We start from the raw sequence: 14,794 nt of genomic DNA, 5'->3' as shown, positions 1-14,794 counted from the left end.
GCTCTCATAGTAAAACGGAGACGCCGAACGTCAAGAATGCTCTGCGCATTCCGTGTACGCCGACGCCTCCGCAGGACAGCATTTCCAGAATGAAGACGGTTCAGACGTCTTCAAAAAAATCGTCGCTCTTGGCGGGGTCCGGTTTGGGCGGTCTGGGAACGTCCGTGCCGATGGCACCCGGATCGTCCATTTCCCGACTCGTCGTTATCGTAGTGGAAGGAGTCCGCCTGGCGGGAGGACGGGGTGCGGCAGAGCGCGGCGCGGCGGAAGAAGGGTCCGATGCGGCCATTTCACCGTCTGCGCCTGGAATCATTTTCCGCATACTCTGGATGAGCTTGTCCCGGAGAGTCCTGATGCCCTGTTCCCGGCGGACGGGGTCCACCGTGTTCTTGATCAGCGCCATCATGTTCCGGGTGGCGTTCGCCTGGTCCCCGAGTTCAAAGCAGTCCAGCTCGCAGCGCCAGCGCAGGCGGTCAAGCAGGGATAAATCCCGTTCGTCGAATTCTTCTTCCGAGGCGGAGGCGATGCGGCCCTGCATCCCGGACTTTTTACCGGAGGAAATGGCATGGCTCACCTTGCCGAGAAGCGTTTCCATAGCGATCCGTTTACTCCACGCCGCCCTTAATGCAGCCAGATTCCGCGTCTTCCGGTAGCCGACGAAGAAGAGTTTTTCAAAAATTTCATCCCGGTTTTTCATGGAGTCCGGAAATGCCCGGGACGACATGCTGGCGATGCCGAGAGCTTCGCCCACTTCCGTGCCCAGCACGGATTGCTCCGCAATGCGCGCGCCGGCCCGGCCCGCACCTCCGCCATTGTTATTCTTGGATGAAGAGGAAGGGTCCACGAAGTCGGGATCTGAACAGGCGGAAATGTAGGCATTCAACAGATCCATGGCCGGCTTCTGGAATTCCGTAACGTCCAGAATTTCTTCTTCCACACTGCCTGTGGAAGTGGCTTTCATCATGTTCTCCTTCAGGCGGGCCTTGAGTACGAGAACGCCCCACTGGTATTGAAGCATCAACCCCTTGCGGGAGTTTTTGTCCTGGTATTTCTTGGCTTCACGGTCCATCCAGTCTTTCAGGGCATTAGATGCGTTTTTGGCGCTTTTGCCCTGCTGGCGGTCCTTTTCCTTTTCCGCTTCCATCAGAAGCTTCTTGGACTGGATCAGCAAATCGTAGGCGGCATTGGGGTCCCGGCCTGCGGCGGAAAGCCTGCTGATAGCCGCATTGATCACTTTGGTTTCTGCGGATCTGTTCAGCGCCAAAAGGTTATCCAAATCCTTGATAACCTTCTTCTTGGCATCGTTATCCATGACCTGCTGGGCAGAGCAGAGGGACCCGATGCCGAGGCCGCCAATGAGACAAAGAGAGACAAAAGTGTTCATATGCTTTTTTTATTATGGCGGATGAAAAGTGATCTGGCAAGAGAGAACTCGACTTGAAACCTGGTGAAGGAGGGAAATATCCTCCTTTTCATGAAGGAATAAGGAAAGTTTTTAACAACAGATTTACAAGCTCACTTTCCAGGGAAAGGGCGTTGGAGAGCGGAATGGGAAAGGAGGAAGGAAGGCCGGAGTTTCTTAATCCGGCTATCCTCCCATGGTGAAATGGATGGTCAGAGGCGGCAAATGGTTAAGTGAAGCCCCCATAAACGTTTTCCGCCGGTTATTGGAGGAATTGGCTTAAATCCCGATCAAATCCGGGGTAGGACGTATTAATGCATCCGGCATCCGTCAGGACGGTTTCCCCGCAGGCGCTGAATCCCGCCACCAGGAAGCTCATGGCGATCCGGTGGTCTCCGTAGCTGGGCAGTTCCGCACCTTTCAGGTCCGCGCCGCCGCGGACGATCATTCCGTCGTCAAATTCTTCAACAGTCGCGCCCATGGCCCGGAGGTTGGCCGCCGTGGTGGCGATCCGGTCCGTCTCCTTCACCCGCAGTTCACGGGCGTTGCGGACGACAAGGTCGCCGTCCGACAAGGCTCCCGCTACGGCGAGAATGGGGATTTCATCGATCAGGTTGGGGATTTCCTCCGGCAAAAGAGCGGTGCCATGGAGGGAGTCGGCGCCGTAGATGGTGATGTCTCCGTAGGGTTCCCCGGCATCTTCCGGAGAGGTTTTCACAATGTCCATTTGCGCGCCCATGCGCCGCAGGGCGCTGATGACGGCGCAGCGGCTCTCGTTGAGCCCTACCTGGCGCAGCGTCAGACGGGAGCCGGGGCGGGTGGCGGCGGCAACCATCCAGAAGGCGGCGGAAGAGATGTCTGCCGGAACCGTCAGATCATGGGCGCGGGGAAGGGCGGGGCCTTCCGTGCTGACAACCAGGCCGTCCACGGAGCAGGGAACTCCGAAATGGCGGAACAGGCGTTCCGTGTGGTCGCGCGTGACGGCAGGCTGGATGACGGTGGTGATGCCCTCGGCAAACATGCCGGCCAGCAGGATGGCGCTTTTCACTTGGGCGCTCGCCATGGGAAGAGTGTAGGAGATGGGGCGGACGTGTCCCGCATGGATGAACAACGGGGCGCACCCGGGTTTGCTTCCGCGGGCCTCAATTTTTGCTCCCATCTGTTCCAGAGGGCTCATGATGCGGCCCATGGGGCGGGAACTCAGGGAGGCGTCCCCGAACATCTCGGAATCAAATGGGCAGGCAGCCAGCATGCCGGCCAGCAGTCTCATGCCCGTGCCGGAATTCCCGCAATCAATGGGACGGGAGGGAGAATGGGGCCGCATGGCCACGCCCGTGATGCGGAAGCGCACGGGGCCGCAGCCTTCCCGGCTCTCCAGCACCTCCACCCGCGCTCCCAGTTGTTCCATGGCGCGCAGGGTGTTCAGGCAGTCCTCACTGCACAGGAAGTTGTCTACTTCCGTCACTCCGTCCGCCAGGCCGCCCAGAATGGCGGCGCGGTGGGAGATGCTCTTGTCTCCGGGTACGGTCAGTACCCCTTGCAGGGAAGAAATGGAACGGGAGTGAAGGTTCATGAGCTTTTCTGTCCCGGAAGAACTACCCTGTATCGGGCATCGAATCAAGCCAATTAGAAGGGCCGGGAGCCCGGAGCGGAATGGGCGGAGGGGAAGAAAAGCCGTCCCTTCGGCAGAAACCATGCAGTAAAGCCGACTGTACTGCGGTTCTCCGGACGGAAAGGCGTTACGGACCAGAATGAGGATTGATTTTCTGCGGCAGGGAAGTATATTGCCGGGGTTATCGGCAAAGTCCGCCTGAGAGGAAGGAGAGAGCTTTTCAGGAGCAACGGACGAAGCTGGTTTTCATAGGTAGTAAGTTGGAGCGGTCACGGGAAATATCCTGTGGCCGCTTTTTCCTTTGTCTCACATTCCGCCGCAAGTGGGGAAGGAAGAGGAGTCTGAAAGGCGCCGATGAAGAACGCTTCGCCTCCAAGTTTTTCAGGAGGGACGGAGGAGAAGTCCGCACACTCTCCGGATATGCGGGAATACGGGAATTCCGGCCTTTACGATGAAAGGAGGAAACGATCTTACGAAGGCTTCCTCCGGATGGATTTTTTGGAAAACGGGGATGGAGCGGAGGAAAGTGCCAGGTCCGGAAAGGCCGGCGTCAAAAAAATGCTCCGTTTTTTTCTTTGGGCTTTACCGGACTTTCCCGAAAGCGTATGTAGTCCGTGCCGATCAGGTCCGGGTGGTCGCTGTTCCGGTTTTCGGACCGGGATAGAGGAAAGTCCGGACATCACAAGGCAGCGTGTCCCGTGAAAGCGGGAGACGGGAACCTCCCAAGGGTTCCCGGACGGAAAGTGCCACAGAAAACAAACCGCCGGGACGGGGTTTCCCCCGTTCAGGCAAGGGTGAAAAGGGGAGGTAAGAGCTCACCGCTCCGAGGGCGACCAAGGAGGCATGGTAAACCCCGCGCGATGCAAGACAAACAGGGGAAGGGTAGCCTGCCCGCCGGATCCCCGGGTATTAGTCGCATCTGTTCCGTAAAACGAATGGGCGCGCGGAATGCCAGCATTCCGCGTGAGAAAAATGGCCACACAGCCGGCATCCGCCGGCGGACAAAATCTGGCTTACAGGACCTGATCGGCCCTGATGTCTTTTTCTTTGTCCATTCCGGCGCGGTTTTTCCCGGAACAAAAACATCCGGGGAATTTGTCCGGTTCCGCGGCCTGTTTGGGATTGCAAGGACTTCGCAAATGTGTAGAATCCGTCACCTAATTGCCACCACTATGGAGAAGCTTGTTGTACACGGAGGATTTACGCTCAGGGGAGCCGTCAATATCAGCGGTTCCAAAAACGCTTCCCTGCCCATTCTGGCCGCATCCCTGCTGACGGATGAACCCGTGGTAGTGCGCCGCGTGCCGGATGTTTCCGATACCAATTTCATGGTGCAGATCATGGGCCAGCTGGGTGCCTCTGTGGAGCGGTCCAGCGGCAACGTGCGCGTGGAGGCCAAGAACCTGCATTCGGAAGCCGCCTATGAGCAGGTGCGCAAAATGCGCGCTTCCATCTGTCTTCTGGGGCCGCTGATGGCCCGCATGCAGCGGTGCGTGATTCCTTTGCCGGGCGGCTGCGTGATCGGCGATCGTCCCGTAGACCTTCACATCCGGGCCATTCAGGCCCTGGGTGCGACCGTCCAGATAGAACGCGGAAACCTGATTATTGAAGCGCCCCGCGGCCTGAAAGGAGCCACCGTGGATTTGAACGGAGACCACGGCCCCACCGTCCTGGGAACGGACAACCTGATGATGGCCGCCGTGCTGGCGAAAGGCACCACCGTCATTGAATCCGCCGCGGCGGAACCGGAAGTGGTTGACCTGGCCAATTTCCTGATCAAGATGGGCGCCAATATCCAGGGGGCCGGAACACGCCGGATCGTCATTGAAGGGGTGGAAAAGCTCCGGGGCTGCAATCATACCGTCATTCCGGACCGGATCGAGGCCGGAACTTTCATGGTGGCGGCCGCCATGATGGGGGATGGCGTGACGCTGAGGCGCGTGTGCGAGGAACACATGTCCGTCATTACCGACCTGCTCCGCAGATGCGGCCACCATGTGGAGTTCAACGAACGCGGGGACACCGTCACCATCATTGCCGGAAAGATGCCGAAAAGCGGGGAAATCAAAACGGCGCCCTATCCCGGCTACCCCACGGACATGCAGGCCCAGATGACGGCCCTGTTCGCCACGACACCCGGAATTTCCGTCGTGAAGGACACCATTTTCCCACAGCGCTTCATGCACTGTTCCGAATTGAAGCGCATGGGCGCCAACATCAAGGTGGACAACGGCACGGCAGTTATTTCCGGCGTGGATTCCCTGAGCGGAGCGCCCGTGATGGCGTCCGACCTCCGGGCATCCGCCGCGCTGGTACTGGCGGCACTGAAGGCGGAGGGCACCACGGAGATCCACCGCCTGTACCACATTGACCGCGGCTATGAGATGATTGACGAAAAGCTGCTGGCCATCGGCGCCGCCGTGGAAAGACTGCCTGATGACGGTGATTAAAGGGCCGATTTGTCCGCATTTCGCATTTTTTCTTTACTGCCAGATATCCATGTGCTATTCACCGAAGTCCTATGAACAAGGCTCAACTGATCGAATTGATTCAAAAGAAGCTGGGTGCCGACACGACCAAGAAGCACGCTGAGGAAGCTCTGGCTGCTGTGCTGGAATCCATCAAGGAAGGCGTGCAGTCCGCCGGCAAGGTGCAGATCATCGGTTTCGGTACGTTTGCTACCAAGACCCGCGAAGCCCGCACTGGCCGCAACCCGAAGACCGGCAAGGCCATCGCCATCCCCGCTTCCAAGACGGTCGCTTTCAAGGCCTCTTCCAATATGAAGGGCTAAGACGGCTGCTGCCCGTAACAGGGAGCTTTCTTCTTTCAGCACTCCGGCCAATGCTGGCCGGGGTGTTTTTTATGTCCCGCGGCGGCGGCCTGCGGCTTGACCGGACGGGCGGCGGCGTCTAGAATGCCGCCATGTCCAGCAATTTTGGCCAGGTGTTCCGAATATCCACGTGGGGAGAATCCCATGGAGCCGGGGTGGGAGTGGTGATAGACGGCTGTCCGTCGCTCGTTCCGGTGACAGAGGAGGATATCCAGCGGGAACTGGATCGGCGCAGGCCGGGCCAGAGCGACATCGTAACCCCTCGCAAGGAGGAGGACCGCGCGGAAATCCTTTCCGGCGTACTGGACGGCATGACGCTGGGCACGCCCATCGCCATCAGCGTGCGCAACAAGGACCACCGTTCCTCCGCCTACGACGAGATGGCGCATACCTACCGCCCGTCCCATGCGGACTACACGTACGATGCCAAATACGGCATCCGCGCCTGGGCCGGAGGGGGGCGCGCCTCCGCCCGGGAAACCATCGGCCGCGTAGCCGCCGGAGCCGTGGCAAAAGCCGTGCTGAAGCAGGCGTTTCCCGATATGGAAATCATCGCCTGGGTGGACCAGGTGCACCGGGTGAAGGCCTCTGTGGACTGGGCGGCCGTAACCGCCGCCGTGGTGGAGGGCAACATCGTCCGCACGGCTGATCCCGCCGTGGCGGAAGCCATGATCTCCGCCATCAAGGAAGCGCGGGACGCGGGCAATTCCCTGGGCGGAGTGGTCAAGTGCACGGTGCGCGGCTGCCCTCCCGGACTGGGGGGACCCCGTCTTCGACAAGCTGGACGCCACGCTGGCCCACGCCATGATGAGCATTCCCGCTACCAAGGCGTTCTCCGTGGGCTCCGGATTCGACGCCGCGGAAATGACCGGGCTGGAGCACAACGACCCTTTCTGCATGCAGGACGGCCGCGTCCGGACAACAACCAACCATTCCGGCGGCATCCAGGGTGGCATTTCCAACGGGGAGGACATTCTGATGTGCATCGGTTTCAAGCCAACCGCCACGCTGATGCTCGACCAGCAGACGGTGAACCGGACCGGGGAGGACACGCGGCTCAAGGGCAAGGGACGCCATGACGCCTGCGTACTGCCGCGCGCCGTCCCCATTGTAGAGGCCATGGCGTGGCTTTGCCTGTGCGACCATTACCTGCGCCAGCGCTGCCAGCGGGCACTGTAAAGGCGCGGCCGATTTTTTCCGGATATTTCATGGATTCCTCCCTCACATTCTACCTAGTTCTGGGTGCTCTGCTGGCCGGCTTCATCATACTCGGCATGCTGAAGGGGATGATCAAGATGCTCTTGTTCGGCGCTGCGGTGCTCTCCGCCGTGGCGGCGTACTTCTGGCTGTCCAAATACGGGTTCACGTACCTTTCCTTCATCACCAGCGATCCGCGGGAGTGGATGGTTTCCGTCCTATCCATCGGAGGAGCGCTCGCCGTCTTCTTTGTCTTCATGCACGGCCTCTTCTGGTTCAGTGACGTGTTCTCCTGGGGGCGCCGGATGGGGTTCGGGGGCGCCAAAGGAGCGGTCACCACGCTGCTGATGGCCGCCGTGGTGTGCTGGGTGGGCGTCATGTGCATCTTTTATTACGGTTCCATGGCGGAAATGACCCGCGCCCGGGAACTGGCCCTGTACCACATGGATCCAACCCGCGCCATCTCTTTGCCTACCATCTACACCGTCAAGAAGGCCATCACGGACAATCCCCATCTGGCGTGGCTGGTAAAGGTCTCTCCTGAGCACGACCCGGAACGGCTCTCCCTAGCCAAGATGATCGCCTATCTGGTGACACTCAGCCCGGAACTCTCCGACCAACGCCGCACCCAGCTTGACTGCTACATGCCGCGGTCCCGAATCACCAGCCGAGTGCTGAGCCTCAAAAGCCTGAGCGAAGACCCGGCCATCCGGCAACTGGTGGAAAAAGGGGATATGCAGGGGCTTTACAACGATGTGAAGCTTACCCGCTTTCTGGAAGACCAGGACGTGCGCACCGTCCTGTCCCAATTGGACGTGGACCGGGTGCTGGGCTTCGTCACCGATACCCGCCAGCCTGCGCCCGCAGGGAATGAATACATTCCCGAGGCCACACCGATTGAGGAATAAACGGTTCTTTTTCCCGCTAAATGGTTTCCATTTCCATTATCGTCTTTTCAAAGATTTTGCCGTTAGGTAGTATCGGGTATATTCAAGATTGATTTTGACAATAAAGAAAAGCTGAAGGAGAAACTGGAAAAATGGGAGCATGAGATACTCTTGATCCTGAAAATACCAGGGCTTATTTCCAAAGAGAGAATGTAGTGAACAATCTTGGAAGGAAGGATGAAGCGCTGGAGAGTTATGACAAGGCCCTGGAGATAAGACCATATTTCACTTTTGAAGTGATTTTTCATTAATTCGGAAAAAGCAAGTTATAAGCGTCAGGATTCCCTGTTCCCGGCAGCAGCCGATTATTTGCTGAGGTTTTTCTTTTCAGAACAAAGAGCGCTCCCCCCCCGCGTGACGCCGGAAAGAGGAGCCCCTTTAAGAAATTGGCCTGATAAAGGGATGAGACCCTCCGCATGCCGTAAAAGAAGAAATATCCCTCAGGAGAGTGTTTCCGCCACGGCATCCACCCATTCAGGAAAGGTATCATCGTGGTCCCCATCTGACAGGACCACCGGCATCAGCCTTTGCGCCTTCAAACGTTCCAGAAAGGCATCAAAGTCCTTGCCTGCCCGGCAGAAGTGTTCATAGAATCCGTCGCCAAGCGCAAAGACGGCATAGTTGACTGCGGACAGGTCTTCCGAGGAGTTCTTCAATGCCTGGTACAGCGTTTCCGCATTGGAAGGAGGCTCCCCGTCTCCCCAGGTACTGGTGATAATCAACAAAGCTCCACCGTTTTTTAATTGTTCCACTGTTACATACTCCATATCAATAACATTTGCCTCACGGGCCAGACTTTCCGAGTTTCCTGTTTCCGTTCCGTAGATGATGGTGACTTTCATGGATGTTTATGTTTGTTGTGACACCAAAAGTTAGTTTAAACTAATTACAAAGACAAGCCAAAACCGACTGTTTAAAGTTAAATCCTCATTCCCTCCGCAGACTGTCCGGAAAAGCCTTACTTGAGGCAGGATTGCCAGCTTTTTCATGTTCAACTGGCTGAATCATTCAGAGGAAGGGAAAAGACGAAAGTGTCTGTCTCTGGAGTCAAGGAGTATCAGGCGCCATGGCCGCCATCGGAACGGCATGGTTTCCGGAAAAGTGATTCAGCTCCGGAGCCCTCCCGGTGGATTGTCAATGTCCGCGGGTGCTGGGAGAAGGTGAAGCACCAGCCGAAGAGGCGCACGAAACGGTAGTAGATTCCCTTGCGGCCGGCATGCTGGGCGGTCATGAGGTCGTAGAAGGCCAGGTCTATCTGGCTTCTGGCGATGGAGGCGCCGTTCATTTTGGCGTGGAGCATGGCGTCGTGGAACAGGGAAGGGAGGAGCATGTCCGGCGGGGTGGCTCCCCACGTGACGCCATCCCATCCGTAGCCGGAACCGATGGTGAATTGCCTGCCTTCCGCTTTCATATACACGGCAGGGTCATAGACGCTGACGGCTGTCCAATGGCCGAAGTCCGCGTTTTTTCTGCCGCTTTTCCAACTTACGGCGTTTTTGGTGACGTAGAAGGGCTTGCCTTCGTAAAGGGTTTCTTCGTACCAGGAGGCCACGGCAGCCGACGCGGCAGCGGGTGCGGAGCACGATTCCAGGCAGGCGGCCGTACCGGCTATTGTCAACAAGATGTAAATACAATGTGAATAAGAGAAGGGAAGGATGTTTTTCACAGGCGGTCAGAGTTGGAGGGAGTTGATTTGTTTAACGGATTTCCAGCACGATGATTTCCGGAGGGCAGCAGAGGCGCAGGGGCAGTACGCTGCATCCCAGCCCCCTGGTGATCAGAAAGGGGGTGCCGTTCAAGCGGGACCAGGGGTAGGTGAATTTGACTTTTTCCCGGGAGATGCAGCCCAGGGGAATGCCGCCGGGCAGGCAGATCTGGCCGCCGTGGGTGTGGGCACTGATGACGGCGTCCGCCGTGCCGGGCTTCAGCAGGGGGAAGATGTCCGGCACATGGGAGAGGAGAATGTGGGGGATGGACGGGGAGAGGCGCAACGGGAGTTCCTCCGGCCTGATCCTCATGTGGTAGTCGTCCCGCACGGAGGAAAGCTGGAGCTTTCTGCCACCCGGCAGATGGAGAAGAAAGGAGTCGTTCCACATCGCGCAGATGCCCAGGTCCGCGAACATGTTTTTCCACGACTCCCATCCGTAGTACTGGTCATGGTTGCCCTGCACGGCAAAGATGCCCAGCGGAGCCCTGAGCATTCGGAAGTAGTCCCGCGCCTTTTCCGGGCTCATGCTGCTTTTCCGGGTGTGCCCGTTGGCATAGTCTCCCAGCAGAAAGATCATGTCCGGCCGGGACTCCATGATTTTTCCCATGTACATGCGCGCCTGCCTGCCGCCGCGCGGGCGCAGGTGGAAGTCCCCGGCCACGGCAACCCGCAGTGGAGGGCCGGATTCCGCCGCCCACTGGGGCAGGTCCAGGGCGGTCGTGACGGTCTGCACACGCCCGGGCTCTCCCTTCTTTCCCCACATGGTCCATGCACCGTCAATCATGAGTATTAAGACAGAGATGATTGCAAGTTTGTTGAGAAGTGGATGACGATGCCGCGTTCTCATGCAGGGAAGGGGACTGCGGACTGATTATGAGGGTTTTCTCCCGGTTTTCAATCATTCGTGTTTGCCATTCCGGGATTTGCTGATATGATCCGTGCCGCTACAAGGCGGCACTGTCCGATGACTGCAGGGCCGCCTTCATATTAACATCCTAAAACCATGCAGTTTACACACGAAATCGAACAAATGTGTTGCGTCAAGAAAGGCTGCAACCATGGTCCGGCCCCCATCCCCCAGGAAGGCAACTGGACTCAATCCAAGGAGATCACGGACATTTCCGGCCTGACCCACGGCGTGGGCTGGTGCGCTCCCCAGCAGGGCACCTGCAAGCTGACGCTGAATGTCAAGAACGGCATCGTTGAAGAAGCCCTTGTGGAAACCAGCGGCTGCTCCGGCATGACCCATTCCGCCGCCATGGCCGCGGAAATCCTGCCCGGCAAGACCGTGCTGGAAGCGATGAACACGGACCTCGTGTGCGACGCCATCAACACCGCCATGCGCGAACTGTTCCTGCAGATCGTGTACGGCCGCACCCAGAGTGCCTTTTCCGAAGGCGGCCTGCCCATTGGAGCCGGCCTTGAAGACCTCGGCAAGGGCCTCCGCTCCCAGATCGGCACCCTGTACGGCACCCGCGCCAAGGGCCCCCGCTACCTGGAAATGGCCGAAGGGTACATTACCAAGCTGGCTCTGGATGAAGACGGTGAAATCATCGGTTATGAATTCGTCCGCATGGGCCCCATGATGGAAATGATCAAGAAAGGCATGGACGCCAACGAAGCCGTCGCCAAGTGCACGGGCAATTACGGTCGTTTCGACGAGGCCGCCAAGTACATCGATCCTCGTCACGAATGAGATTGAATTAAAAAGAGTATATCAACTTCAAGCACTATTACCATTATGCCTCTTTTCGAATCCTACGACCGCCGCATTAAGCAGATTAACGAAGCCCTGGCCAAGTACGGCATCGGTTCCATTGAAGAAGCGGAACAGCTCTGCCTTTCCAAAGGCATCAACGTCCGTGAAATCGTCAACGGAATCCAGCCGATCGCCTTTGAAAACGCCGGCTGGGCCTATGTGGTGGGCGCCGCCATCGCCATCAAGAAGGGCTGCACGAAGGCCGCCGACGCCGCTGAAGCCATCGGAGAAGGACTCCAGTCCTTCTGCATTCCCGGCTCCGTGGCCGACGACCGCAAGGTGGGCCTGGGCCACGGCAACCTGGCCGCCATGCTCCTGCGCGACGAAACGGAATGCTTCTGCTTCCTGGCCGGCCACGAATCCTTTGCCGCCGCCGAAGGCGCCATCGGCATCGCCAAGTCCGCCAACCGCGTCCGCAAGCAGGACCTCCGCGTCTGCCTGAACGGCCTCGGCAAGGACGCCGCCTACATCATCTCCCGCATCAACGGGTTCACGTACGTGCAGACCAAGTTCGACTACGCCACGGGCAAGCTGAACATCGTGCAGGAAAAAGCCTTCTCCAAAGGACCGAAGGCCGCCGTGCGCGTATACGGCTGCGACGACGTGCGCGAAGGCGTGGCCGTCATGTGGCATGAAGGCGTGGACGTTTCCATCACCGGCAACTCCACCAACCCCACCCGCTTCCAGCACCCGGTGGCCGGCACTTACAAGAAGGAATGCAACGAGAAGGGCAAGAAGTACTTCTCCGTGGCTTCCGGAGGCGGTACGGGCCGTACCCTGCACCCGGACAACATGGCCGCCGGCCCAGCCTCCTACGGCATGACCGATACCATGGGCCGCATGCACTCCGACGCCCAGTTCGCCGGTTCCTCTTCCGTGCCCGCCCACGTGGAAATGATGGGCCTCATCGGCATGGGCAACAACCCCATGGTCGGCGCCTCCGTGGCCGTGGCCGTGGCGATTGAAGAAGCCGCCAAGAACTAATCGTCTTTAAGGCAAACGCCTTTATATCAAGAGCCGTCCCCAGCAGGGAGACGGCTCTTTTTTTGTCGCAAGGGAATGCGCGTTTCAACGGAGACGCTGATCTTTTCCCCGGTACGGGGGAAGCATTCATCCATGAGAACCAAGGCCTCCGTTCATGGAACGGAAGATACAAATACGCAGATAGCCGACATGTTAAAGAGGCTGCAATTGTCAGTGACTTTTTGAAGGCAAAAAGATCACGGCTCCCTCGTCCCTGTCTCTTTCAACATGGAGCAGGGGTTTGTGCCCAAGACCGTCCCCCTTCAACCGCCGATGCGGAAGCGGCCGCCGTGGTCCGACCGCGGCGGAGGCACCCTGGTGGGTTCCGGAGTGCGTCTGGGAACGACGGATGCCGGCGGCTGGACGATGCGCACCTCCGCACGCCTGCCGGAGGGAGCGATCCGTTGGGATGCCGCGGGAGAAGACACGGAAACCGGGGCTGCCACCGGGGCGGGGGGAGCCTGCCTGACAGCCAGTTGTTGCTGTTCGTGGGCCTTGTAGGCCCGTTCAAAGGTCACGTCCCTCCATTCTCCCGGCTTCAGGGAATGGTCTTCCTTTTTTTTAGGTTCGGGGGCTTTTTGCGCCAGCGGTTCCACGCGTTCCCGGATTTGGGAGGCATTTTCCAGCTTGGACGCTATCCAGGAGGGGTTCCAGTCGGGAGAGGACTGCTTCAGGGCTTGCAGAAGCCGGGCCGCTTTTTCACTGCTTTCCAGGGCTCCCTTGAAGTCGCCCTCCTTTTCCAGGCGGCCGGCGCGCGTGAGCGTCAAGTTGGCTTCATAAAAGTCATCTTCCGGCCCGGAAAAGCCGGGCATGGCTGCCATGAGCACGCACGCCAGCGTGCAGGGTAGTAAACGGGTTTTCATGATTATTGAAAATATAACATGTGTTTCCGGCTTGAAAAGACCTTTCTTCAGAGGAAGGCAGGAGAGCTCTTTCGGAAAAGGAGATGCCATCCATGGGATCGCCTTTCCAAAACAGCAAATAAAAAACAGGTTCATCTACAGGAAGTCCGCTGGGCGCAGGCAGTTTTCTGTGGAACGATTGACCTTTCCGGGAAGGGTTCAAAAAGCGCATCTGCCACAGCCGGAATCCCTGATGAATACTTAAATCCCGTTCCATTTCTTATTCATCGGCTCAACTTGACGGGAAGGCCTCAGTGCCGTATGCTGGCGCGGCTTGCTTATGACCCCTAATGCGCTATTATCCGCTCTTTCGACCGAGATAGAGGAAGACCCCAGATACCTGACTGAACAGATTGTAACTTACTTGGGGAACAAGCGTTCCCTGCTGAATTTCCTGGGACGCGGACTCAAATATGTGAAGGGCCGCCTGGGGAAGGAGCATCTCAAGGCTGGAGATTTGTTTTCCGGCAGCGGCATTGTGGCCCGCTTCCTGAAAAAACATTCGGAAGAACTAATCGTCAATGATCTGGAAGAATACAGCCGACTCGTCAACACCTGTTATTTGAGCAACTCCGGAGAAGTGGACGGCCTGGAGCTGGAAAGGCATTACAGGCGTCTGCTGCGGTATATGGAAACTCATGAATCCCCCGGTTTCATTACGGAGCTGTACGCTCCCCGGAATCCGGAACGCATCACGGCGGAAGACCGCGTTTTTTACACGCGCCGGAATGCCCTTTATCTGGACACGGCGCGCCAGACCATCAATCTGCTGCCAGAGGAAGTACGGCCGTACTTCATTGCCCCTTTGCTGGCGGAAGCCTCCATTCATGCCAATACGGCAGGCGTGTTCAAGGGATTTTACAAGGACAAGCAGGGGGTCGGAAAATTCGGCGGTTCGGGAGGAAACGCCTTGAGCCGCATTCTGGGGGACATTTCCCTGCAATTTCCCGTGTTCTCTAGGTTCGACTGCCGGTATTCCATCCATTGCCGGGACGCCAACGAGCTGGCGGAGGAATTGCCGGAGATGGACGTTGTGTACCTAGACCCTCCCTACAACCAGCATCCGTACGGCTCCAACTATTTCATGCTGAATTTGCTGTCTTCCTACAAACGGCCGGAAAAGATCAGCCGCGTTTCCGGCATTCCGAAGGACTGGAAACGCTCCACGTACAACAGCCGTCAGCAGGCCACGGAGTCATTATTCCATTTGCTGGAATCCTGTCCTGCCAAATTCATTCTGTTGTCCTACAGTTCGGAAGGTTTCATCGGTTATGAGGAAATGACGGCTTTCCTGGCCAAGCTGGGACACATTGCCACGCTGGAAACGCCTTACGCCACCTTCCGGGGAAGCAGGAATTTAAAGAACCGCCCCCAGAATGTGACGGAGTTCCTGTTTCTGGTGGAACGCTTTTAA

General features: G+C 58.0%; 12 protein-coding genes, 1 other RNA gene and 1 pseudogene. 8 read left to right on the top strand and 6 right to left on the bottom strand.

Translation table 11 applies throughout. From position 1 onward, the window contains the following. Window positions 1–100: 100 nt before the first annotated feature. Both V3C20_RS11705 and aroA read right to left on the bottom strand, forming a co-directional pair. On the bottom strand, window positions 101–1,384 hold the full coding sequence (locus V3C20_RS11705; RefSeq protein ID WP_130082765.1) for a hypothetical protein: 1,284 nt from the start codon (window positions 1,382–1,384) through the stop codon (window positions 101–103). A 280-nt stretch (window positions 1,385–1,664) separates the two neighbouring features. Beyond that, window positions 1,665–2,975, bottom strand: coding sequence for a 3-phosphoshikimate 1-carboxyvinyltransferase (gene aroA, locus V3C20_RS11700; RefSeq protein WP_130082766.1), 1,311 nt, complete (start codon window positions 2,973–2,975; stop codon window positions 1,665–1,667). Between the two features lie 658 nt (window positions 2,976–3,633). Here aroA and rnpB point away from each other — a divergent pair. The 5 genes and pseudogenes from rnpB to V3C20_RS11670 all read left to right on the top strand — a co-directional run bounded on the left by rnpB (window position 3,634) and on the right by V3C20_RS11670 (window position 7,949). Continuing rightward, window positions 3,634–4,046, top strand: an RNA gene (gene rnpB / locus V3C20_RS11695) — RNase P RNA component class A. 140 nt (window positions 4,047–4,186) lie between these two features. After that, window positions 4,187–5,464, top strand: a complete 1,278-nt coding sequence (gene murA / locus V3C20_RS11690) for a UDP-N-acetylglucosamine 1-carboxyvinyltransferase (RefSeq protein ID WP_130082767.1) — start codon at window positions 4,187–4,189, stop codon at window positions 5,462–5,464. A 71-nt stretch (window positions 5,465–5,535) separates the two neighbouring features. Then, the gene (locus V3C20_RS11685; protein WP_067570335.1) at window positions 5,536–5,805 is read left to right on the top strand and encodes an HU family DNA-binding protein; all 270 of its coding nucleotides are present in this window, start codon (window positions 5,536–5,538) and stop codon (window positions 5,803–5,805) included. A gap of 131 nt (window positions 5,806–5,936) precedes the next feature. Beyond that, window positions 5,937–7,023 (top strand): annotated as a pseudogene (gene aroC / locus V3C20_RS13480) (chorismate synthase). Window positions 7,024–7,052: 29 nt separating this feature from the next. Beyond that, window positions 7,053–7,949: a hypothetical protein gene (locus V3C20_RS11670; RefSeq protein ID WP_130082770.1), complete on the top strand. Its 897-nt coding sequence runs from the start codon at window positions 7,053–7,055 to the stop codon at window positions 7,947–7,949. Window positions 7,950–8,428: 479 nt separating this feature from the next. On the opposite strand, the gene V3C20_RS11665 is transcribed toward V3C20_RS11670, so the two are convergent. The 3 genes from V3C20_RS11665 to V3C20_RS11655 form a co-directional block, all read right to left on the bottom strand. Further along, the gene (locus V3C20_RS11665; RefSeq protein WP_130082772.1) at window positions 8,429–8,830 is read right to left on the bottom strand and encodes a flavodoxin domain-containing protein; all 402 of its coding nucleotides are present in this window, start codon (window positions 8,828–8,830) and stop codon (window positions 8,429–8,431) included. A 215-nt stretch (window positions 8,831–9,045) separates the two neighbouring features. Beyond that, window positions 9,046–9,609, bottom strand: a complete 564-nt coding sequence (locus tag V3C20_RS11660) for a hypothetical protein (protein ID WP_130082774.1) — start codon at window positions 9,607–9,609, stop codon at window positions 9,046–9,048. A gap of 76 nt (window positions 9,610–9,685) precedes the next feature. Continuing rightward, window positions 9,686–10,480, bottom strand: coding sequence for a metallophosphoesterase (locus tag V3C20_RS11655; protein ID WP_161981268.1), 795 nt, complete (start codon window positions 10,478–10,480; stop codon window positions 9,686–9,688). A gap of 219 nt (window positions 10,481–10,699) precedes the next feature. Between V3C20_RS11655 and V3C20_RS11650 the strand changes: the two genes are divergently transcribed. Beyond that, window positions 10,700–11,392: a hypothetical protein gene (locus tag V3C20_RS11650; RefSeq protein ID WP_067573406.1), complete on the top strand. Its 693-nt coding sequence runs from the start codon at window positions 10,700–10,702 to the stop codon at window positions 11,390–11,392. Between the two features lie 45 nt (window positions 11,393–11,437). Next, a complete protein-coding gene (locus tag V3C20_RS11645; protein ID WP_067573408.1) occupies window positions 11,438–12,439 on the top strand; it encodes a GGGtGRT protein in 1,002 nt (333 codons plus the stop codon). Between the two features lie 302 nt (window positions 12,440–12,741). Here V3C20_RS11645 and V3C20_RS11640 read toward each other — a convergent pair whose 3' ends face one another. After that, the gene (locus V3C20_RS11640) at window positions 12,742–13,341 is read right to left on the bottom strand and encodes a hypothetical protein (protein ID WP_130082777.1); all 600 of its coding nucleotides are present in this window, start codon (window positions 13,339–13,341) and stop codon (window positions 12,742–12,744) included. A gap of 319 nt (window positions 13,342–13,660) precedes the next feature. On the opposite strand from V3C20_RS11640, the gene V3C20_RS11635 reads away from it, so the two are divergent. Continuing rightward, complete coding sequence (locus tag V3C20_RS11635) at window positions 13,661–14,794, top strand: DNA adenine methylase (protein WP_130082781.1); 1,134 nt, start codon at window positions 13,661–13,663, stop codon at window positions 14,792–14,794.

Origin of the sequence: Akkermansia sp. RCC_12PD, assembly GCF_036417355.1 — a bacterium.
Classification (GTDB): Bacteria; Verrucomicrobiota; Verrucomicrobiia; order Verrucomicrobiales; family Akkermansiaceae; genus Akkermansia.
Note: the sequence above shows the minus strand (reverse complement) of the source record. Positions and strands in the feature narration are given on the sequence as shown.